Raw genomic sequence first — 21,166 nt, 5'->3', positions numbered from 1 at the left:
CCCGGTGCGAGCCGGGATCCGGTGGCGCGACCAAAGTGCCTTGCTTCCGGCTAGCAGCGAAATGACGCGCGTGAGCTCAGTTGAAAATGTCAGCGTTGTCACTGTCGCCGCCTGGTTTGCCATCGGCCCCCAGGGAGAAGACATCGGGCGAGCCGTGGCGGCCCTGGCTCTTGTATTGATAGGCGCCACCCCAAGGATCGACGGGCAGGCCCTTCTTGAGGTAGGGGCCGCTCCAGCCCGGGGCGGTGGCAGGGCGTTCTACCAGGGCGCGTAGACCCTCTGCATCGTTGGGATAGCGGCCCACGTCAAGCTTGAACAAGTCCAGGCTTTGTTCGACCTCACCGATCTGCACGCGTGCCGTCTTGGCCTTGGCGCCACCGAGCTGATCGAGCACCTTGGGGCCGACCAAGCCGGCCAGCAGGGTCAGGATGACCAGCACCACCAGCAGTTCGATGAGGGTGAAGCCGCGCGCACGGCGCGCCTTGGGTGCCGAAGTGGCAAAGCGGGGCATTTGCATGGAATGCATAGGTATCTTTCTTGAAACCGGGGTTGTCAAATGGTGTCGTTGATGGACAGCACGCCGCCCAAAATGGCGACGATGATAAAAGCGACCAGAACGCCCAGCACGATGATGATGAGCGGCTCCATGGTGGCGAGCACACGCCCCATGGTGCGGCGCCCCTCGTCCTCATAGCGATCGGCCAGGCCGAGCAGGGTGGCGTCGAGCTGGCCGGTTTCTTCAGCCACGCGGATGAGCTGCGGCGTACTGGTCTTGGCGAAGTATTGTGAAGTGAAGCCCGAGGACAGCCGTTTGCCGGTTTTCACCACCGCCACCAGGGACTCCATGTCGTGGCGCAGGGCGGTGTTGGTCAGGGTGTCCACCGAGATGCGCAGGGCATCGAGCATGGGCACGCCGCGCTGCAGCAGCACGCCAAAGGTGCGAAAGTAAATCGCAAACTGCAGCTGGGTGAGCACCTTGCCCATCAGGGGTATGCCCAGCACCGCTGCGTCGAGCCGCCTGCGCCCGCCATCGGTCGCCGCCCAGCGCGACAGAGCCAGCGTCAAGGCCGCCAGCGCGGCAAGCAGGGCCATCCAGTTGCCGCGCAAGAAGTCGCTGGTCTGTATGACGAGCTGGGTCGAATACGGCAGAGCGTCGCCCATGGAGTCGAAGATTTCGCGGAACTGTGGCACCACGAAGGCCAGCAGCAGCACCACGGACAGCACGGCCACCACCAGCAGGATGACCGGATAGGTCATGGAGGAGATGATGTAGTTGCGCAGCTTGTCTTCGGCCTCGAGCTGGGTGGTGAGTTCTTTGAGGATGATGTGCAGAGAGCCAGAGGTCTCGCCGGCGCGGATCAGCACCAGGTATTGGCGCCCGAGGTCGCGCTCGAAGGGTTGCAGCGACTGGTACAGCGACTTGCCGCCGCGCACCCCCTCCTCCACCTTGGCGATGAAGGCCTTGAGACGGTCGGTATTGGCGGTTTCCTTGAGCATGGACAAGGCCTTGTCCAGCGGCATGTTGCCCTGCTTGAGGTGCGCCATCTCACGACTGAACAGCAGCACGTCGCTGCGCTTGAGCTTGAGTGCCTTGGTCGTTACCTGGGCCTGCCGCAGAGCGCTGTCTCCCCCGGCAATGCGCACCGGCGTGATGCCCTGGCCGAGCAGGCGCAGGCGCGCCGCCTGCTCGTCGGGCGCGCGGATGCTGCCCTGGCATGGTTTGCCGTCGGGCGTGGTGCCGGCGTATTGAAATTCAGTCATTTTGACGGGCCACGCGCAGTATTTCCTCTGCCGTGGTCAGGCCTTGAAAGACCTTGGTTGCGCCATCGTGCAGCAAGTTCCCGCCCACATAGGCATCACTGGTACTGGCCACGGCCGTACCCTTTTCCAGCACGGCCTTTTTCACTTCGTCGGTGAGCATGAGCAGCTCGTGGATTGCCACGCGCCCCTGGTAGCCGGTATTGCGGCAATGCGCGCAGCCTACCGGTTTGTAAAGCGTGTAACCCGCATCCGGTGCAGCGCCCAGCGAGGCTGCGGCCAGGCGCGCCTGGTCTGGCGCCATGGGGGCCTTGCATTCGCGGCACAGCTGGCGCACCAGGCGCTGGGCCAGCACGCCGACGACGGAGGCGGTGATGAGATAGGGCTCCACCCCCATGTTGATCAGGCGCACGATGGCGCCCATCGCGCTGTTGGTGTGCAGCGTGGAGAGCACCAGGTGACCGGTGAGCGCGGCCTGCACGGCGATCTCGGCGGTTTCGCCATCGCGCATTTCGCCGATCATGATGACGTCCGGGTCCTGGCGCAGGAAGGAGCGCAGCACCTTGGCGAAGGTCAGGCCGATCTGCGGCTGCACCTGCACCTGGTTGAGCCATTGCAGGCGGTATTCCACCGGGTCTTCCACGGTGAGGATCTTGAGGTTTTGGCCTTCGAGCTCCTGCATGGACGCATACAGCGTGGTGGACTTGCCCGAGCCCGTGGGCCCGGTCACCAAAAAGATGCCATGCGGCACGGCCAGCAGGCTGCGCATGGCGGCCAGGGTGGGCGGTGTGAAATGCAGGCTCTCAAGGGACAGCAGGTCGAAATTCTTTTCCAACAGGCGCAGCACCACCGATTCACCGAAGGCCGTGGGCACGGTGGAGACGCGCACGTCCATCTCCTTGCCATGCACGCGGATCTTGGTGCGGCCGTCCTGCGGCAGGCGGCGCTCGGCGATATCGAGTTGCGACAGGATCTTGATGCGCGAGACCACGGCCGGCGCGTCCTTGTTGTCGATATCGTCAATGGGGAAGATCTCGCCATCGACGCGTATGCGCACCACGGATTTGTCCTCGTAGGACTCGATGTGGATGTCGGAGGCCTTGGCGGCGACGGCCTGCGCCAGGATCTGATTAACGCGCTGGATGATGGGCGCCTCGGAGGCCATGTCACGCAAGTGCTCGATGAACTCGGAGGCCTCGAAGCCCTCGCCCGTGCCGGTCTCGTCCTGCCCCTCATCCTGCAGATACCAATCGCTCAGGCGGTTCGCTATTTCAGACTCCAGGCCAAAGCACAGGCCGGGCAGCGTGCCAAACGTCAGGCGCAATGCCGCCTGCAAGGATGGGCTGTGTGGGTCAGACGAAACGAAGTCGGGCACCCCGCCCTCTCGCGCGACATCGCCCAGAGGGAGAAGGTGGTTGGCCAACAGGAAACTGGTGTTCAGGCACTCGGTCTCGGGCCTGTCCTGGGGGAAAGCGTCCTGACGCACCAGGGGCAGACCGGCCTGGCGCGCCAGGGCGGCATAAACATCGGCCTCGGACACCAGGCCCAGGCTGATGAGCAAGCCCCCCAGGCGCCCGCCCATGGAGCGCTGCACCTCAAGTGCGCGCTCCAGGTCGCTTCTGGAGAGCTTTTGTACGGCAAGCAGGAGCTCGCCCAGCCTTTGCCGGGGTTCCTGCGCATTCATGTGGTCATTGTTCATGGAAATAATCATCTAGCGCCGGGGCGCACCAGAGGCCCGGAGCGCCCCAGGCAACCATGCCAGAGCCCGCGCAGCCACATCCGGAAGTACTGCCAGCGCCCTGGCACCAGAGTGGAGAACACCAGGAAGCGCTTGAGCTGGCGATAGGCCATATGGATTGTGGACACCTGCCCTGTCTGGCTGGAGCGCAGCATGAGCACGAAATTGCGCGCCTGATAGTAATGCCGCCAGGGCGCATGACGGGGGATTTCGCGCCCCAGAACGCGCACCACCTGGTCACCCAGGGTGTGCTCGAGCAGGGCCGCGCACACGCCGTAAATGCGCCAGCCGCGACCGCGGGCGCGCAGACACCATTCGGTGTCCACCCAGTCGATGAAAAAATCTTCGCGCATGCGGCCCACGGCCCGCAGCGCGGGTGCGGGAATCAGGCAGCCGGAGGCGATGACATGATCCACCTCCCAGACCTGGCTGGCGTCGGTGCAGGGCAGCCAGCGCAGGCGGGCGCCGCTGACCATGCTGAACGGCGTGCGCTCGGCCTGGCGCCGCGGATCGACATGGCAGGCGCCCACGGCGGCGGCCTGGGGGCAGGTGGCCAGCGCCGCCAGCAACTGCGCCACCATGTCGGGCGCCGGCAGGCTGTCGTCATCCATCAGCAGCACATGGGTGGCGCCCAGCGCCAGCGCATGCTCCATGCCTCGGTTCTGTGCAGTGCCTATGCCCAGGTTGTCGTCCAGCCAGATAGGGTGCAGACGCTCGGCAGGCCAGCGGCCATCCAGCGTACGCAGGCCGTCCCCGGACGCGTTGTCCACCCAGACGATGGCGCTCACCTGCTGCAACAGGCGTTCGAACTGCCGGGCCAGGCGCTCGGGGTCGCTGCGGTAGGACACGACCACGGCATGGACGCGAGCGCTCTCGCTCATGGCTGTTCGGCTCCGGCTCCGGCTCCGGCTGCGGTGCCGGTGCATTGGGCGTGTTCGGCGCATTCGGCGCGCATGAGGGACTCGTACTGGTCGGTGATCTGCTCCCAGGCGTAGTGCCGGGCAACGATGTCGCGCGCGCGCACGGCCAGCGCCGCGCGCGCGGCGGGCGCCAAGGCACGCACCTGGGCCAGGGCATCGGCGAGCTGCTGGTCGGTCTGGAAATACCGGGCCGCGTCGCGCGCAACCTCCCGGTTGAAGGGGTTGTCATGGGCGATCACCAGGTTGCCGCAGGCCAGAGCCTCCAGCAGCGAAGGGTTGGTGCCTCCGACGGAATGGCCATGCACATGGCAGGCCGCGCCCAGGCGCAGGGCCGTCAACTGGTCGGCGTCATACACCCCGCCGATGAAGCGCACCCTGTCGCCGGCCAGGGCCAGCAGGCGCCTCTGGTAGGGCGTGACGGGGCGCACGTCGCCCACCACCACCAGCGGCCAGTCACCGCCCCACAGGGCATGGCCCTGCACGATCTCCAGCACATGGTTCTCGGGTTCGGGCCGCGCCACGACCAGCACGTATTCGCCGGCATGCAGGCCCCAGGGTGAAAGATCCGGCAGCGCTTGCGATGGCGCTGCGGGCAGGTCGGCGCCGTAGGCGATGAAGCTGCAGGGCACGCCCCGCGGATACAGGGCGCGATAGCGGTCGGCGATGGCCTGGGCGTCGGCCAGCACCCGCGTGGGCGCCCAGGAGGACACCCACTCCATGGCGCGCAGATAGCCACGCGCCACGCGCCCCCATTTGCTGCGCGCCCATTCCAGGCCATCGACGTTCAACCAGACTTTCTGACCCAGGATTTTGCGGTTCCACCAGCAGGCCCAGGCCGCGCCATAGCCCAGCATGTACAGCAGGTCGTAACCGCGGCGCGCATCGCGCAGGCAACCGCAGTCGTAAGCAATGACCGAGGTCGCGCCCCAGCGCGGGCGTTGAATGTGGCGTATGCGCACGCCCTCGTACCAGCTGTCGGGCAGCCCCGCCCTATCGGCCTCGGCGTACACGGTGACCTGGTGGCCGCGCCGCGCCAGACGCACGGCCAGTTGCTGCGCGAAGGTTTCGAAGCCGCCATAGCCGGCGGGAATGCCGCGCGTGCCCAGCAGCGCCAGCTTCAGCGCCCGGCCCTGCACGGGGTTGGCTGGCAGCGAAACGTTCAGGGACAAAGCTGCGCCTCTGCCAGGGACTTGCCCGCCTGATCCTTGGCCGACAGCTGCGGCTCGCCCGCATACGGCCAGGCAATCGCCAGCCGCGGGTCGTTCCAGGCAATGCAGCGCTCGTGCTGCGGCGCGTAGTAGTCGGTGGTCTTGTAGAGGAAGTCGGCGCTGTCGCTGAGCACCACGAAACCATGGGCGAAACCGGGCGGCACCCACAGCTGGTGCTGGTTGTCCTCGGACAGCTCGGTGCCCACCCATTGGCCGAAGGTGGGCGAGCCCTGGCGGATATCCACCGCCACGTCCCAGACGCGGCCGCGCGCCACGCGCACCAGCTTGCCCTGGGGCTGCTCGACCTGGTAGTGCAGGCCGCGCAGCACGCCCTTGGCCGAGCGGCTGTGGTTGTCCTGCACAAACTGGTGGCTGGTACCGGTGGCCTCGTTGAAGGCCTTCTGGTTGAAGCTCTCGAAGAAGAAGCCGCGCGCGTCGCCGAAGACCTTGGGCTCGATCAGCACGACGTCGGGGATGGTCAGGCGGGTGGCCTTCATCAGTAGACCTTTTCTCTCAAGAGGCGCTGCAGGTACTGGCCGTAGCCGTTCTTGGCCAGGGGCTGGGCCAGTTGTTCCAGCCGGGCGGCGTCTATCCAGCCATGGCGCCAGGCGATTTCTTCGGGGCAGGCGATCTTCAGGCCCTGGCGGTGCTCCAGCGTGGCGATGAACTGGCCCGCTTCCAACAGGCTCTCGTGCGTGCCGGTGTCCAGCCAGGCGTAGCCGCGGCCCATAATTTCGACGTTGAGTTGCCCCTGCTCCAGGTACAGGCGGTTCAGGTCGGTGATCTCCAGCTCGCCGCGCGGACTGGGTTGGAGGCTTTTGGCCAGATCGACCACCTGGGCGTCGTAGAAGTACAGGCCGGTGACGGCGTAGTTGCTCTTGGGCGTCTTGGGCTTTTCTTCCAGCGACAGCACCCTGCCGGTGACGTCGAACTCGGCCACGCCGTAGCGCTCGGGGTCTTGCACGTGGTAGGCAAAGACGCTGGCGCCGGCATCACGGCCCATGGCGTTGGCCAGCAGCTCGTGGAAGTCGTGGCCGTAGAAGATGTTGTCGCCCAGCACCAGGGCGCTGGGGGCGCCCGCCAGGAACTGCTCTCCAATCAGGAAGGCCTGGGCCAGGCCGTCGGGGCTGGGCTGCACGGCGTACTGCAGGTTCAATCCCCACTGGCTGCCGTCGCCCAGCAGCTGCTCGAAGCGCGGCGTGTCCTGCGGCGTGCTGATGATGAGAATCTCGCGTATGCCCGCCAGCATCAGGGTGGACAGCGGGTAGTAGATCATGGGCTTGTCGTACACCGGCAGCAGTTGCTTGCTGATGGCCAGCGTGGCCGGGTGCAGGCGCGTGCCGGAGCCGCCGGCGAGGATGATGCCTTTTCGGGACGTTGCGGTGGTGGTCATGGCTTGGTGGTCGGTATTACGCCTTCCCCCTCTGGGGGAAGGTGGGAATGGGGGCTGGAGCGCCGGCAGCTTGCCGGCCATCGGATTGAAGGTCGCTGGCCCCCACCCCTGCCCTCCCCCAGAGGGGAAGAAGGTGGAATGTCAGGGATGCGCGGCACTTCATGCAGCTCACAAAATTTCAGTCAGCATGCGCGCCACGCCCTGCTGCCAGGGCGGCAGGGTCAGGCCGAAGGTGGCTTGCAGTCTGGATGTGTTCAGGCGCGAGTTGAGCGGGCGCCAGGCGGGGGTGGGAAAGGCACTGGTAGGCACGGGGCTGATCTTTTTTGCTCTTATTTGTATAGCTTTTTGCGCTTGACTGGCTTGGTCTATGACGTATTTTGCATAGGAATGCCAGGTGGTCTCGCCGGCGGCGGCGCAGTGGTACAGGCCGCCGTCCTGCGGGCGTGCCTGCAGCTGGCGCAGGGCGTGGGCCGTGACGTCGGCCAGCAGATCGGCGCCGGTGGGCGCGCCCCATTGGTCGTTGATCACCGTGAGATGTTCACGCTCCTGGGCCAGGCGCAGCATGGTCTTGGCGAAGTTGCCGCCGCGCGCGGCGTAGACCCAGCTGGTGCGCAATATCAGGTGCTGGCAGCCCGCTTGCTGGATGAGCTGCTCACCCTCCAGCTTGGTGGCGCCGTAGACCGAGAGCGGACCGGTGGCGTCGTCCTCGGTCCAGGGCCGGTCGCCGCTGCCGTCAAACACATAGTCGGTGCTGTAGTGCACCAGCCAGGCGCCCAGGCGCGCGGCCTCCTCGGCCAGCACGCCGGGGGTGGTGGCGTTGAGCAGGCGCGCGCGCGCGGGCTCGCTCTCGGCCTTGTCTACGGCGGTATGTGCTGCGGCGTTGACGATGACGTCGGGACACAGGGCGCGCACGGTGTCGGCCACGGCATCGGGCTGGGCAAAGTCGCCGCACAGCTGGGTGCTGTCATGGCTCAGCGCGGTCACCTGGCCCAGCACGGACAGGCTGCGCTGCAGCTCCCAGCCGAGCTGGCCGTTCTTGCCAAAGAGCAGGATGTTCATGGGGGCAGATGGTAAGTAGTGAGTGGTAAATGGTAAGTGGCGCGCTGGTTTTCACCATTTACCACTCACCATTCACGACTTACCAGATTAAGCGTACTGCTTGGCCACCCATTCGCGGTAGGCGCCGCTTTGCACCTGGGCCACCCAGTCCGGGTTGGCCAGGTACCACTCAACGGTCTTGCGGATGCCGGTGTCGAAGGTCTCGGCGGGCTTCCAGGCCAATTCGCGCTCGAGCTTGCGCGCGTCTATGGCGTAGCGGCGGTCGTGGCCGGGGCGGTCTGTCACGTAGCTGATCTGCGCGCTATAGCTCTGGCCATCGGCGCGCGGGCGCAGTTCGTCGAGCAGGGCGCAGACGGTTTTCACGATCTCGATGTTAGGCTTTTCGTTCCAGCCGCCGACGTTGTAGGTCTCGCCCACCTTGCCGGCCTCCAGTACGCGGCGGATGGCGCTGCAGTGGTCGCGCACGTAGAGCCAGTCGCGCACCTGCATGCCGTCGCCGTAGACGGGCAGGTTTTTGCCTGCCAGGGCGTTGACGATCATCAGCGGGATGAGCTTTTCCGGGAAGTGCAGCGGGCCATAGTTGTTGCTGCAATTCGTCGTGAGCACCGGCAGGCCGTAGGTGTGGTGCCAGGCGCGCACCAGGTGGTCGCTGGCGGCCTTGCTGGCGCTGTACGGGCTGTTGGGCTCGTAGTTGTGTTCTTCGGTGAAGGCCGGGGCGCTGGGGGCCAGGCTGCCGTAGACCTCGTCGGTGCTCACATGCAGAAAGCGAAACGCTTCTTTTTCTGTAGCTGGCAGCGCTTTCCAGTAGTGCCTTACAGCCTCCAAAAGCCTGAAGGTGCCGACCACGTTGGTCTGGATGAAGTCCTCGGGGCCGTGGATGGAGCGGTCCACATGGCTTTCGGCGGCAAAGTTGACAATGGCGCGCGGCTGGTGGCGGGCCAGCAGGCTTTCCACCAGGGCCCGGTCGCCGATGTCGCCCTGCACGAAGACATGGCGCGCGTCGCCTTCCAGGCTGGTCAGGTTGTGCAGGTTGCCGGCGTAGGTCAGCTTATCCAGGTTGAGCACGGGCTCGTCACAGCCGCCAAGCCAGTCGAGTACGAAGTTGGCGCCAATGAAGCCGGCGCCGCCGGTGACCAGGATCATGGGGAAAATCTCTCGCGCAAAAGGTAAGCGCCGCAGGGGCAAAGCCAGGGATTATCCCATTGACCCGTTGACTGACGTAACCAGCCGTCATGTATGGATTAGGGCCATCTGCCTATACCCATGCCGCGGCAGTTATCCACAATGGCCGCATCACACCAAGGAAGCAGCATGGCCCGCGCACCTGAAGACGACGACACCTCCAACCCCAACCCCGCCCATGACCTGCCGCGCATGGCGCGCGAGTCGGCGCAGCAGGTCTGGCTGGCCGGGCTGGGCGCGTTTGCCAAGGCGCAGCAGGAGGGCGGCAAGGTCTTCGAGGCCCTGGTGCGCGAGGGCCAGGCGCTGCAGCGCAAGACCCAGGACGCCGCCGGCGAGCAGCTGAGCGAGGCCGCCCAGCGCATGGGCCACCTGGCATCGGGCCTGGGCGAGCGCGCGGCCGGCCAGTGGGACAGGCTGGAGGGCATCTTCGAGGAGCGCGTCGCCAAGGCTCTGCAGCGCCTGGGCGTGCCCACGGCGCAGGAAGTACAGGCGCTGCGCGAGCGCGTGGCGGCGCTGGAAGAGGCGCTGGATGACGCCCTGGCCGGGCGGCACGACAAAAAGCCCGGGGATTGACGGCCACGCGCCCGCAACGGGCTGCAGGCTGACACCGATTTGACCCACTTGCGGCGTACAGTGCCATGGTCTCCACGACCATCGGAGGACGGCCATGGCCCGCAAAGCCCCACGCCGCACGGCAGAGCGCATCCTCGAAGCCAGCCTGGCGCTGTTCAACCGCTTTGGCGAGCCCCATGTCTCCACCGCCGCCATTGCCGCCGACCTGGGCATCAGCTCGGGCAACCTGTACTACCACTACCGCGCCAAGGACGAGATCGTCAACGCGCTGTTCGCGCAGTACGAACAGGCGCTGGGCGAGCTCTTGCAGGCCGGTGGCGACGTGGCCGATGTGGAGGACGCCTGGTTCTTCACGCACCGCCTGTTCGAGCTGGTCTGGCAATACCGCTTTCTGTACCGCGACCTGAACAACCTGCTGTCGCGCAACCGCCAGCTGGAGACGCAGTTCCCGGCCCTGCTGCGCGCCAAGACCCAGGCCATGCACGCGCTGCTGGCCGCCCTGGGCCGCAGCGGCGCGCTGCGCCTGCCACCGGACGGCGCGGCGCAGACCACGGCCAACTGCATGGTGCTGGTGGCCACCTACTGGCTGAGCTTTGAATATGTGCACGACCCGCGCCGCGCGCTGGAGCCCGAAGGCGCCCAGGCCGCGCTGCTGGGCGGCGCGCGCCATGCGCTGGGCTTGCTGCTGCCCTACCTGGAGCCGGCGCAATGCGCGCATCTGGCGCGGCTGGCGGGGGCCTATGGCGCGGCGGCGCACCCTGCCCCAGCCCTGGACGACGGGGAATAGCTCAGGCTGCGGCCGGCGCAAAGCGGCGCGCGCCGATCTCCAGCAGGCCGTCGAAGATCAGGTTTTCCACCAGCTCGAAGGGGCGCGCCATGCTGGGCGCCATCTTCCAGCCGGCGCCGCCGGTCATCAGGCACAGGGGCTCCTGGCCGCAATGCTGGCGCAGGTGCTGGTACAGGCGCTCCACGGCGCCGGCGATGGCGTAGGTGCCGCCGCTGGTGAGCGCGTCGCTGGTGTTGGTGGGAAACGGCCGCACCTCGCCGGTGGGCACATGCAGGCCGGCGGTGCCGGTCTCCAGCGCACGCAGCATGATGCCGTGGCCGGGCAGGATCAGGCCGCCCAGAAAGCGGCCCTCGGCGTCCAGCGCCTCCACCGTCACCGCCGTGCCCACCATGGCCAGCACCAGCGGACGCGCCGGGCCCTGGGCCAGCAGATGGTGGCGCGCGCCAATCATGGCCACCCAGCGATCGGCGCCCAGGCGCGAGGGGTGGTCGTAGCCGTTGACCACGCCGGCCTCCTCGGCCGAGGGCACGACCCAGCGCGCGGGCACGTCCCACAGGTCCATCTGCTCGGCCACGCGGCGCTTGACGGCGTCACCCGCCACCACGCAGCCGAGCATGTGCGTGGGCGCGGGCAGATCGGCCCACTGGCCGTCGGCCAGGCGCTCGATGTGGTCGAGAAACTCCACGCCATGGGCGAGCAGCGCGGCGCCGGGCCGCGCCGCCGCGTACAGCGCCCATTTCAGGCGGGAATTGCCCACGTCGATGGCCAGAAATGTCATGGGGCGCGATTATCCAAAAGTTTTGCGGCGCACGGCGCTGCAGGCAGCGGAATGCGAAGAATTGTCAAAGCGCGGTTTATACGCCCATCTGCCGTTACATTCATCCGTCTTGATTTGATTGCAACCAATAGGAGAGAAACATGGGCCTGTTCACATTCATCAAGGAAGCCGGTGAAAAGCTGTTTGGCGGCAAGGACGCGCATGCAGCCAGCCCCACGGCGCCCACGCCGGCCGAGCTCAACGCCCAGGCCGGCAAGGCCATTGGCAACTACATCGCCGCGCAGAACCTGGGCGTGAGCGATGTGCAGGTCACGTTCGACGGCGCCGAGGGCAAGGTCACGGTGGCTGGCGTGGCCCCCACACAGGCCGTCAAGGAGAAGGTGACCCTGTGCTGCGGCAACGTGGCCAGCGTGACCAGCGTGGACAACCAGATGTCGGTCACCAACCCCGAGCCCGAGGCCCAGTACCACGACGTGGTGCGCGGCGACACGCTGAGCGCGATTGCCAAGAAGTTCTATGGCGACGCCAACAAATACCCGGTGATCTTCGAGGCCAACAAGCCCATGCTGAGCCACCCGGACAAGATCTACCCGGGCCAGAAGCTGCGCATTCCGGCATTGGCGCGCTAAGCTTCATTCCGCATCAAAATAGCTGCCAGCGCTTGTGTATCAAGCGCTGGCAGCTATTGTTTTTATTGATGGTGAGCAACGCTTGTTTAGCGCGGTTTTTAACCCCCTCGCCCCCTTGGGGGAGAGGGTTGGGGTGAGGGGGTGATGCCGCGCAACACCCGGTTTTTTGCACCCTCACCCCTACCCTCTCCCGCACGCGGGAGAGGGAGAAACAGCCCTCAAGGCGCAATCACACTGCGCGGTGCGCTATCAAAAAAAGTATGCATCCACAAAGCCAGAGGGGGCGCAGGGTGGGCCATCGTCACCCCTGCCGCCACGGCAGGCCATGAAAGCGCCAGCCGCCCAGGCGGTTGCGCTGGCCATTCGCGTCGGGGTCGCCCTCGAAGCCTTCCAGGATGTTGTAGGCCTGCAGGCCCAGCTCGGTGGCGCGGCGCGCCGCCGCGATGGAGCGCACGCCGCTGCGGCACAGCAGCAGGACCTTGGTTCCCGGCGGCACGGCGGCGCATAGCTGCGCGTCGAAGTCGATGTTCAGGCGCATGCCGGGCCATTGCTTCCAGACCACGGCCAGGGCGCCGGGCACATGGCCCACCCAGTCGCGCTCGGCGTCCGAGCGCACGTCCACCAACACCGCCTGGCCGCTGCTGGCCCATTGCCAGGCCAGTTGCGGGCTGATGTCGCCGGCGTAGCCATCGGCGGGCCGGGGTTGGTCGATTGCGGCTTGGTTCATGTTCAACAGTCCTATTCCCACAGCGGCGCCGGCTGCTCGCGCAGCTGGCGCCGCAGCTGGGCATGGTTGGGCAGCACGCTGTGCACCACGCTCCAGAAACGCGGGCTGTGGTCCATGACGCGCAGGTGCGCCAGCTCATGCGCCACCACGTAGTCGATGATGGGCGGCGTGTAGTGCATCAGGCGCCAGTTCAGGCTGATGGCGCCGCCGGTGCGGGCGCTGCCCCAGCGCGTGGCGGCGCTGGACAGGCGCAGGCGCGTCCAGTGCACGCCGAGCAGGGGGGCGAAATGGTCGAGCCGCTCGGTAAAGCGTCGGCGCGCCTCGCGCATCAGCCAGGTCTGCACGGCGGCGCGCACCTCGGCCGGCGCCGTGCCCTGGGCCAGCGGCAGGTGCAGCGCATGCGCGCCGTCCTGTGCCGGCACCAGGCTGGCGCGCGCCGGCTGGCGGCCGGCCAGCAGCACGGTGAGCGGCTGGCCCAGATACGGCAGCCGGGCGCCATGGCCCCAGGCGATGCGCGTGGCCTCTTGCTGCTCGCGGCGCAGGCGCTGCTCGGCCAGCTTGCGCACAATCCAGTCGGCCTTGGACTGCAACGCGGCATCGACCTCCGCCAGCGTGACCCAGGCGGGCGCGCGCACCGCCAGACCGTCGGGCCCGACGCTGAAGCCTATGGAGCGCCGGCGCGCGCGCTGCAGGCTGTAGGGCACCGCCTGCCCGGCCAGCAGCGCCTGGCGCGGCCGCTCTGGCCTGGTTGGCGCAGGCGCTTTGGCGGGCGGCGCATCGCCCGCGCCGCCCAGCAGATCGAGCAGGCCTTGCAGCAGCATCGTCAGGCGTCCCGGGCCGGGGCGTAGGCGTCGGGGTCCAGGCGGCGCATCTCGGACTCTATCCAGTCCTCGACCTCGCGCATCAGCTCGTCGGACTTGCGCCCGGCCGTGGCCATGGGCCGGCCTATGGAGACATCGACCACGCCCGGGGTCTTCACCCAAGCCTTGCGCGGCCAGCAGCGCGCCGACGTGACGGCCACGGGCACGACGGGCACGCCGGCCTCGATCGCCAGGCGCGCGCCGCTGGCCTGGTAGGTGCCCTTTTCGCCGCGCGCCGTGCGCGTGCCCTCGGGGAACATGATGACCCACACGCCCTGGCCCAGCAGCTGCTTGCCGCGCTTGATGACATGCACGAAGGCGCGCGCCTTCTGGCTGCGGTCGATGTGGATCATGTCCAGGCTGCCGATGGACCAGCCGAAGAAGGGGATGCGCAGCAGCTCCTTCTTGAACACATAGGCCAGGGGGCGGGGCATGATGGCCGGCATCAGGAAAGTCTCGAACGCCGACTGGTGCTTGACCAGCAGCACCACGCCCTGGACCGGGTCTTGCGGCAGGTGCTCCATGCCGGTGATGCGGGTGCGGATGCCGAGAATCGGGCGCGCCGAGTCCACGCACAGCGCCAGCCAGGCCCGCGCCACCCGGTAACGCGCCGCCGGGCTGCCGCCAAACAGCCGCACCAGCAGGATGAGACTGGTGTAGGGGATGACGGTGACGATCATCACCAGCAGGTGGATGAGGGAGCGAATCAATGCCATGGGCGGATATTTTTGGAGTGTTCTTGGCCTCCAGCGCCCTGTTTACAAGCGCAAGAAGCTATTGATTTAATAGTTGACCATCGCCATGTGTCACGGCGGCGCAGGCTGGGTGGCGATGCTGTCCACCAGGTCGCCCAGGCTGGCATGGGCGCGAGTGCCGGGGGGCCAGCCTGGCGGCAGCGGCTGGAGCGGGTCCAGGTGGGCCGAGCGGCCGGTGCACACCATATGCAGCTGCGCGCCCAGCTCGCTGGCGGCCTGCAGATGCGCCGGGCAGCTGCCGACAACCAGGATCTCGTCGCCATCGGCGCCATAGCGCTCGCGGATCTGCTCCATCAGGCCGGGGGCGGGCTTGCGGCAGTTGCAGCCCTCGGTCTCGGCGTGCGGGCAGTAGAACACCGCGTCTATGCGCCCGCCCAGCGCGGCGAGCTGGCGGTGCATCTTGGCGTGGATGGCGACCAGGGTCTGGGCGTCGAACAGGCCGCGGCCCAGGCCCGGCTGGTTGGTGGCCAGCACCACATGCCAGCCGCCATGGTTCAGCCGCGCCACGGCCTCCAGCGCGCCGGGCAGGGGCGTCCAGTCGGCGGCCGAGGCGATGAAGCCGTCGCCCAGGGCGTTCAGGGTTCCGTCACGGTCGAGGATGGCGAGTTTCATGGCCGCAGCACTCTCAAGGTTGGACGGGCAGCATATCCCAGCCGCTCAGGTAGCGTCCATGCCAGCGCCCACGCGCCCAGCGCAGGTTCAGGCGCGCATGCAGCGGCACCTGGGCGGCGGCGGCGTCCGGCACCAGCACCTGCTGCGGCGCGTCCTCGCCAGCGATGCGCAGCACCCACAGCTGGCCGCCCAGCGAGCGCTGCGACGGCGGCTGGGCATGGGCGCCCAGCAGCTCGGCCTGCAACGGAGCTTGCGGCACGAGGGCGCGCAGGTTCAAGAACGATTGCAGCTGCGCCGCGCAGGCCGCCGCCCACAGCAGCAGCCAGGCGGCCGTCAGCAGCCGCAGCGGCGCACGCCAGCCATGGCGGCGCGCCCAGGCGCGTGCCAGCAGGGCCAGCAATGCCAGGGCGGCGATGGCCATGCCCGCCGGGCGCAGCCAGGCCCAGGGATCTTGCGTGCCGACGAAGGGGGTGATGGGCCAGGCCGCGGGCTGGGGCGCGCGATCCTGCAGCCACTGCAGCACCCAGCGCAGGCCCACCCAGGCGGCCAGCGGGGCAAACAGCAGCCAGGCGCCGCGCTGCCCTGCCCCCGGCGCCGCCGCCTGCGCCATGGCCATCAGGCGGCCAGGCGCGAGAGGTCGGCGACGCGGTTCATGGCGTCGTGCAGGCTCTTGAGCAGCCCCTGGCGATTCAGGCGCAGATCCAGCTGCTCGGCATTCACCATCACGTCATCGAAGAAGGCATCCACCGGCGCGCGCAGCACGGCCAGGGTCTGCAGGCTGGCGGTGTAATCGCCGGCGGCAAACTGCGCGTCGGCCTCGGGCACGAAGCGCTGCAGGGCCGCGTACAGATCCTGCTCGGCCTGCTCCTGCAGCAACTCGGGGTTGACATGGGCATCCACCGCCTCGGCCTTCTTCAGGATGTTGGTGATGCGCTTGTTGGCCGCCGCCAGGGCCGGGGCCTCGGGCAGCGCGGAGAAGGCGCGCACCGCCGCCAGCTGCTTTTGCACCAGGGCCAGGCGCTGCGGGCGCAGGGCCAGCACGGCGTCCACCTCCTGGGCGCTGTAGCCCTGCTCGCGCAGGGAGCCGGCCAGGCGGTCGTAGATAAAGTCAACAAGCTGCAACGATCCTTGAATGGCATCGACGCCACTCAGTTTGTCGCCAAACTTGTCCTGAGCCAGCGCCACCAGTTGGATCAGATCCAGCGGCAAGTCCTTCTCGACCAGCATGCGGATCACGCCCAGCGCGTGGCGGCGCAGCGCGAAGGGGTCGCGGTCGCCGGTGGGCAGGTTGCCTATGCCGAACATGCCGACCAGGGTCTCCAGCTTGTCGGCCAGGGCCACGACCACGCCGGCCGTGCCGCGCGGCAGCGCATCGCCGGCAAAGCGCGGCTTGTAATGGTCTTCGATGGCGTCGGCCACCGCCGCGTCCAGGCCGTCGTTCAGGGCGTAGTAGCGGCCCATGGTGCCCTGCAGCTCGGGGAACTCGCCCACCATGTCGGTGACCAGGTCGGTCTTGGCCAGCAGCGCCGCCTGGTCGGCCTGCTGCGCCAGCTGGGCCCCGCCGAGCCGCGCGGCAATCGCCCGGGCGATGGCCCTGACGCGCTCCACGCGCTCGCCCTGGGTGCCCAGCTGGTTGTGGTAGACCACCTTGGCCAGCTGCGCGACGCGGCTTTGCAGGGTCTTTTTGCGGTCCTGGTCGAAGAAGAACTTGGCGTCGGCCAGGCGCGGGCGCACCACGCGCTCGTTGCCCTGGATGACGGCGCTGGCGTCCTGCGGCCGGATGTTGCTGACGATGAGAAACTGGTGCGTGAGCTTGTCCGAGGCGTCCAGCAGCGGAAAGTACTTCTGGTTGGCCTTCATGGTCAGGATCAGGCATTCCTGCGGCACGGCGAGGAATTCCGTCTCGAACTGGCAGACCAGCACGTTGGGGCGCTCGACCAGGGCTGTCACCTCATCGAGCAGCGCATCGTCCGCTATGGGGCGCACACCGCCGCCAATCTTGTCGGCCGCCGCCTGCAGCTGGCGCGCGATCTCGGCGCGGCGCTCGGCAAAGCTGGCGATCACCGCGCCCTGCTCGGCGAGCTGCGCGGCGTAGCTGTCGGCATCGTGGATCACCACCGGGTCCACGGCCGCCTCGAAGCGGTGGCCATGCGTGCTGTTGCCCACCGCCAGGCCGAGCACCGTCACCGGCACCACGGCGCTGCCGTGCAGCGCCACCAGGCCATGGGCGGGGCGCACGAAGTTCACGCTGCTCCAGCCGTCCTGCAGCTGGTAGCGCATGACCTTGGGAATGGGCAGCCTAGCAATGGCTTCGTCCAGCGCTTTTTGCAGGCCCTGGGCCAGCGTGGCGCCGCGTGCCTGGCTCTCGTAGAACAGCAGCTCGGCCTTACCGTCATGCACGCGCTTGAGACCCGCCACGACCGAGGCGTCGGCGCCCAGCGCGGCCAGTTTCTTGAGCAGCGCCGGTGTGGGCAAGCCATCGCTGCCCAGACCCACGGCCACGGGCATGAGCTTTTGCGACACGGCCTTGTCGGGCGCCTGGTGCAGCACGTTGCCGATATGCGCGGCCAGGCGGCGCGGCGAGGCGTAGGCGGTGAGCGGCGCGTCGGCCGCGCACAGGCCCTGGGTGGCAAGCTGCTCGCGCAGCACGCCGGCAAAGGCGTCGCCGAGCTTTTGCAGGGCCTTCGGAGGCAGTTCTTCGACGAAGAGTTCAACAAGAAGGTTTGAATGGGTCATGGTGTGTGATCTTGTCTGACTCCCTCTCCCGCTGGCGGGAGAGGGTGGGGGTGAGGGTGGGCTCGGGCTGGGCGCTGGGCCCTGGCACCCCCTCACCCCTGCCCTCTCCCCCAAGGGGGAGAGGGAGTGTGGTTGCTCCTCAAGCCGCTTTTTTCTGCTGCTGCTCGGCCGCCTTGGCCAGCTCCGCCAGCACCTCATCGGCATGCGCCTTGGGCGCCATGGGGAAACCCAGGCGCGCGCGGCTGTCCAGGTAACTCTTGCCCACGGCGCGCGCCAGGTTGCGGATGCGGCCAATGTAGGCGGCGCGCTCGGTAACGCTGATCGCACCGCGTGCATCCAGCAGATTGAAGGTGTGCGCGGCCTTAAGCACCTGCTCGTAGGCCGGCAGCGCCAGCTGCTCGCCCATCAAATGCTGGGCCTGCTTTTCATGCGCGCCAAAGGCGGTGAACAAAAACTCGGCATCCGAATGCTCGAAGTTGTAGGTGGACTGCTCGACCTCGTTCTGGTGGTAGACGTCGCCATAGGTCAGGCCATCCGTCCAGGTCAGGTTGTAGACGTTGTCCACGCCCTGCAGGTACATGGCCAGGCGCTCCAGGCCGTAGGTGATCTCGCCCGTGGCGGGCTTGCAGTCGATGCCGGCGACCTGCTGGAAATAGGTGAACTGCGTCACCTCCATGCCGTTCAACCACACCTCCCAGCCCAGGCCCCAGGCGCCCAGCGTGGGGTTCTCCCAGTCGTCCTCGACGAAGCGGATGTCGTTCTTCTTCAGGTCAAAGCCCAGCGCTTCGAGCGAGCCCAGGTACAGCTCCAGGATGTTGGCCGGCGCGGGCTTAAGCACCACCTGGTACTGGTAATAGTGCTGCAAGCGATTGGGGTTGTCGCCATAGCGCCCGTCCTTGGGCCGGCGGCTGGGCTGCACGTAGGCGGCTTTCCAGGGCTCTGGCCCCAATGCTCTTAAAAAAGTAGCTGTATGCGACGTACCGGCGCCGACTTCCATGTCGTAGGGCTGCAAAAGCGCGCAACCCTGGTCGGCCCAGTAGGTTTGCAGTTTGAGGATGATTTGTTGGAAGGTGAGCATGGCTGGGGGCGATTCGGTAAGGGCGTGCGGCCGGGCGCACGCGAACCGGTCATTTTAGGCGCTGCAACAGCGCTGGCCTTCCCCCCGGCCTTTCCTCCAGCGGCTCAGCCCAGCGCCCGCTGCGGCGCGGTACGCGCATGCGTGGTGTAGAGCGTCAGGCCGGTGAAGGCCAGGCCACCCACCAGATTGCCCAGCACCACCGGGATTTCGTTCCAGACAAGATAGATGGGAGCTGATGCGGTGGACATCGGCAAGACCATCCACCCGCACCCCACGCTGGGTGAGAGCATCGGCATGGCCGCAGAGGTGGCGCATGGCAGCTGTACCGATGTGCCGCCTGCGCGCAAATAGACCCGCCTTCAAGCTACCCAGACAAGGCCCGAACCGGCAACGGTTCGGGCCTTGTGCTTTGCGTGCCCAAGCAATCGCCGCAGAATACTGTGCATTTGTACAGTATTCATGCAAACCACTGCAAACCCCAAGCTCTACAGCCCGCGCCACCCCGAACGCACGCTGCTGTACCAAACGGTAGCCGAGCACTACGAGACCTGGCTAGAGTTGGCCAGCGCGGGTCAGTTCGACGGCCAGGGCGATCACCACACACCCAAGCCCTATGTGTGCAAGGCGTTTGCAAAATATCTGGAGTGCGGCATCTTTGCCCATGGCTTTGCCCGCGCTCGCTGCGGCGACTGCGGGCACAACTACTTCGTGGCTTTTTCCTGCAAAGGCCGTGGTGTCTGCCCCTCGTGCACCACACGGCGCATGGTGGAGACGGCGGCACACCTGAGCGACCACGTCTTCCCCGCCTGCCGGTGCGCCAGTGGGTGCTCTCCGTGCCCAAACGGCTGCGGTACTACATGCAGCGCGACAGTGCCACGCTCAATATGGTGCTGCGCATCTTCCTGCGTGTCATTGCACAAAGCCTGCAAGCCCATTGCCCTGGCGCGGCCAATGCAGACAAGGCGAACCTGCACATCGGCGCAGTGGCCTTCATTCACAGGTTCGGCTCCAGCCTGAACGAACACGTCCACTTCCACGTCTGTGTGGTGGACGGGGTGTTTGAGGAAGTGGAGGGCGAGGGCGATGCTGATGCGACCCCTCGAATCTCATCGCCGGGTGTCATCTTTCACGCGGCCACCGGCATCGATGCGGCTACCGTGGCCCCAGTGCAGACCACCCTGCAAAAACGCATCCTGCGCGCCTTCGTTGCTCGGGGCCTGCTGGAGAACTGTGACGCCAAAGACATGCTGGGCTACAAACACAGCGGCTTCTCGGTGGACGCCGGTGTCTGCATCGAAGCCCACGACCGCGCTGCGCTGGAGCGGCTGCTGCGCTATTGCGCGCGTCCACCGTTTTCCATGGAGCGCCTACGCAAAGAGGGAAGCAAACTGGTGTACCGCTGTGCCAAACAGCGCAGCGAGCCCACCAGTGACAAGCGTGGTGGCAAGGCAGATGAGCTGCACCTCACACCGCTGGAACTGATCGACCGCATCGCCGCGCTGGTGCCACCGCCACGCACCCACCGGCACCGCTACTTTGGTGTGCTGGCACCAAACTCGCCGCTGAGAGCGGCGGTAACGGCGCTGGCTCAGCCTGCTGCGTCGCAACCAGCCACGGTGGAGACTGCACAACCTGGCGCGGGCGTACCTGGGGTGGCGGCGCCGGGCAACGCGGCCACACCCACACCCGAACCTGAAGCACGCCCGAAGCGAGCGGCGCATTACTTGTGGGCGGTGCTGATTGCCCGCATCTACGAGGCATTTCCACTGCTGTGCCCCATGTGCGGTGGGCAGATGCGCATCATTGCCTTCATCACCCACAGCGCCGAAATCCGCCACATCCTGAACCACATCGGGGTGGAGTCTGCCCCCCCGCACATCACCCCGGCACGCGGGCCACCGCTGTGGGAGGGCTGCGACGCGCCGGTGGATGATGGTGCGCAAGGCGAGCCGGATTGGGATCTGGCAGCTCAACCCGACGAGGTAGACCAGCGCGTCAATTAGTGACCCAGTGAAGCGGCGGTATCCATCGCTGCGGGGAAGCAGCTGCGCGCGCGCCAGGCCCAAATGCATACTGCCTCCCAAGCTCTTGCCATTGAGCGGCAAGCGAGCGCTCAACCTTCCTTGGCCGAACGTGTTTCGAGGCCCAAAACTCGCGCCATACTTGGCCTCATGCGGTTGAATTTCCTATCCGTACAGCGTTCGAGCTTGCGAACTGAGTTCTTCCATGAGACTGACCATCATGATCCCTTGGTGAAACGCCCACGCTCCTAGTCTACTGCCGAAGGAAAAACCGCAGTGAGCGGCTGCCCCGACCAAGGGCGCGCTGATGGACAGATACCCATGAATTTTCAATGCAAATCACCGACAAACG

At 66.9% G+C, this 21,166-nt stretch carries 20 protein-coding genes and 2 pseudogenes; 4 read left to right on the top strand and 18 right to left on the bottom strand.

The window, feature by feature from the left end; all coding sequences use genetic code 11:
* Window positions 1-76: 76 nt before the first annotated feature.
* The 9 genes from gspG to rfbB all read right to left on the bottom strand — a co-directional run bounded on the left by gspG (window position 77) and on the right by rfbB (window position 9,219).
* On the bottom strand, window positions 77-511 hold the full coding sequence (gspG, locus tag P4826_RS15745) for a type II secretion system major pseudopilin GspG (protein ID WP_317703774.1): 435 nt from the start codon (window positions 509-511) through the stop codon (window positions 77-79).
* 41 nt (window positions 512-552) lie between these two features.
* A complete protein-coding gene (locus tag P4826_RS15740; RefSeq protein ID WP_317701302.1) occupies window positions 553-1,761 on the bottom strand; it encodes a type II secretion system F family protein in 1,209 nt (402 codons plus the stop codon).
* Window positions 1,754-3,457 (bottom strand): GspE/PulE family protein, encoded by a 1,704-nt coding sequence (locus P4826_RS15735; protein ID WP_317701301.1) that lies wholly within the window; start codon window positions 3,455-3,457, stop codon window positions 1,754-1,756. The genes P4826_RS15740 and P4826_RS15735 overlap by 8 nt, the downstream gene beginning before the upstream one ends.
* An 8-nt stretch (window positions 3,458-3,465) precedes the next feature.
* A complete protein-coding gene (locus tag P4826_RS15730; protein WP_317701300.1) occupies window positions 3,466-4,377 on the bottom strand; it encodes a glycosyltransferase family 2 protein in 912 nt (303 codons plus the stop codon).
* A complete protein-coding gene (locus P4826_RS15725) occupies window positions 4,374-5,585 on the bottom strand; it encodes a DUF1972 domain-containing protein (protein ID WP_317701299.1) in 1,212 nt (403 codons plus the stop codon). Before P4826_RS15725 ends, P4826_RS15730 begins: the two co-directional genes overlap by 4 nt.
* Window positions 5,576-6,121: a dTDP-4-dehydrorhamnose 3,5-epimerase gene (gene rfbC, locus P4826_RS15720; protein WP_317701298.1), complete on the bottom strand. Its 546-nt coding sequence runs from the start codon at window positions 6,119-6,121 to the stop codon at window positions 5,576-5,578. The genes P4826_RS15725 and rfbC overlap by 10 nt, the downstream gene beginning before the upstream one ends.
* Window positions 6,121-7,017 (bottom strand): glucose-1-phosphate thymidylyltransferase RfbA, encoded by an 897-nt coding sequence (gene rfbA, locus P4826_RS15715; protein ID WP_317701297.1) that lies wholly within the window; start codon window positions 7,015-7,017, stop codon window positions 6,121-6,123. Before rfbA ends, rfbC begins: the two co-directional genes overlap by 1 nt.
* A 168-nt stretch (window positions 7,018-7,185) precedes the next feature.
* Window positions 7,186-8,076, bottom strand: coding sequence for a dTDP-4-dehydrorhamnose reductase (gene rfbD / locus P4826_RS15710; protein ID WP_317701296.1), 891 nt, complete (start codon window positions 8,074-8,076; stop codon window positions 7,186-7,188).
* Window positions 8,077-8,163: 87 nt separating this feature from the next.
* Window positions 8,164-9,219, bottom strand: a complete 1,056-nt coding sequence (gene rfbB, locus P4826_RS15705) for a dTDP-glucose 4,6-dehydratase (RefSeq protein WP_317701295.1) — start codon at window positions 9,217-9,219, stop codon at window positions 8,164-8,166.
* 168 nt (window positions 9,220-9,387) lie between these two features.
* On the opposite strand from rfbB, the gene P4826_RS15700 reads away from it, so the two are divergent.
* Both P4826_RS15700 and P4826_RS15695 read left to right on the top strand, forming a co-directional pair.
* Window positions 9,388-9,831 (top strand): phasin family protein, encoded by a 444-nt coding sequence (locus P4826_RS15700; RefSeq protein WP_317701294.1) that lies wholly within the window; start codon window positions 9,388-9,390, stop codon window positions 9,829-9,831.
* Between the two features lie 94 nt (window positions 9,832-9,925).
* Window positions 9,926-10,618, top strand: coding sequence for a TetR/AcrR family transcriptional regulator (locus tag P4826_RS15695; protein ID WP_317701293.1), 693 nt, complete (start codon window positions 9,926-9,928; stop codon window positions 10,616-10,618).
* Window position 10,619: 1 nt separating this feature from the next.
* Here P4826_RS15695 and P4826_RS15690 read toward each other — a convergent pair whose 3' ends face one another.
* A complete protein-coding gene (locus P4826_RS15690; protein ID WP_317701292.1) occupies window positions 10,620-11,396 on the bottom strand; it encodes a type III pantothenate kinase in 777 nt (258 codons plus the stop codon).
* Window positions 11,397-11,536: 140 nt separating this feature from the next.
* Here P4826_RS15690 and lysM point away from each other — a divergent pair, with 140 nt between their 5' ends.
* The gene (gene lysM / locus P4826_RS15685; protein ID WP_317701291.1) at window positions 11,537-12,025 is read left to right on the top strand and encodes a peptidoglycan-binding protein LysM; all 489 of its coding nucleotides are present in this window, start codon (window positions 11,537-11,539) and stop codon (window positions 12,023-12,025) included.
* A gap of 301 nt (window positions 12,026-12,326) precedes the next feature.
* Here lysM and P4826_RS15680 read toward each other — a convergent pair whose 3' ends face one another.
* The 8 genes and pseudogenes from P4826_RS15680 to P4826_RS15645 form a co-directional block, all read right to left on the bottom strand.
* The gene (locus tag P4826_RS15680; protein ID WP_317701290.1) at window positions 12,327-12,752 is read right to left on the bottom strand and encodes a rhodanese-like domain-containing protein; all 426 of its coding nucleotides are present in this window, start codon (window positions 12,750-12,752) and stop codon (window positions 12,327-12,329) included.
* Window positions 12,753-12,763: 11 nt separating this feature from the next.
* Window positions 12,764-13,579, bottom strand: coding sequence for a M48 family metallopeptidase (locus P4826_RS15675; protein ID WP_317703773.1), 816 nt, complete (start codon window positions 13,577-13,579; stop codon window positions 12,764-12,766).
* A complete protein-coding gene (locus P4826_RS15670; RefSeq protein WP_317701289.1) occupies window positions 13,576-14,328 on the bottom strand; it encodes a lysophospholipid acyltransferase family protein in 753 nt (250 codons plus the stop codon). Before P4826_RS15670 ends, P4826_RS15675 begins: the two co-directional genes overlap by 4 nt.
* A gap of 90 nt (window positions 14,329-14,418) precedes the next feature.
* Window positions 14,419-14,979 (bottom strand): D-glycero-beta-D-manno-heptose 1,7-bisphosphate 7-phosphatase, encoded by a 561-nt coding sequence (gmhB, locus tag P4826_RS15665; RefSeq protein WP_317701288.1) that lies wholly within the window; start codon window positions 14,977-14,979, stop codon window positions 14,419-14,421.
* Between the two features lie 13 nt (window positions 14,980-14,992).
* A complete protein-coding gene (locus tag P4826_RS15660) occupies window positions 14,993-15,595 on the bottom strand; it encodes a hypothetical protein (protein WP_317701287.1) in 603 nt (200 codons plus the stop codon).
* The gene (gene glyS / locus P4826_RS15655) at window positions 15,595-17,715 is read right to left on the bottom strand and encodes a glycine--tRNA ligase subunit beta (RefSeq protein ID WP_317701286.1); all 2,121 of its coding nucleotides are present in this window, start codon (window positions 17,713-17,715) and stop codon (window positions 15,595-15,597) included. The genes P4826_RS15660 and glyS overlap by 1 nt, the downstream gene beginning before the upstream one ends.
* Window positions 17,716-17,854: 139 nt before the next feature.
* On the bottom strand, window positions 17,855-18,793 hold the full coding sequence (glyQ, locus tag P4826_RS15650) for a glycine--tRNA ligase subunit alpha (protein WP_317701285.1): 939 nt from the start codon (window positions 18,791-18,793) through the stop codon (window positions 17,855-17,857).
* 104 nt (window positions 18,794-18,897) lie between these two features.
* A pseudogene (locus tag P4826_RS15645) lies at window positions 18,898-19,017 on the bottom strand (formate/nitrite transporter family protein); the annotation flags it as partial.
* Between the two features lie 235 nt (window positions 19,018-19,252).
* Here P4826_RS15645 and P4826_RS15640 point away from each other — a divergent pair.
* Window positions 19,253-20,796 (top strand): annotated as a pseudogene (locus P4826_RS15640) (transposase).
* The last annotated feature ends 370 nt before the right edge of the window (window positions 20,797-21,166 follow it).

Origin of the sequence: Diaphorobacter limosus, assembly GCF_033100095.1 — a bacterium.
In the GTDB taxonomy this organism is placed as follows: domain Bacteria; phylum Pseudomonadota; class Gammaproteobacteria; order Burkholderiales; family Burkholderiaceae_C; genus Alicycliphilus; species Alicycliphilus limosus.
This window is presented reverse-complemented; position numbering and strand designations above follow the sequence as displayed.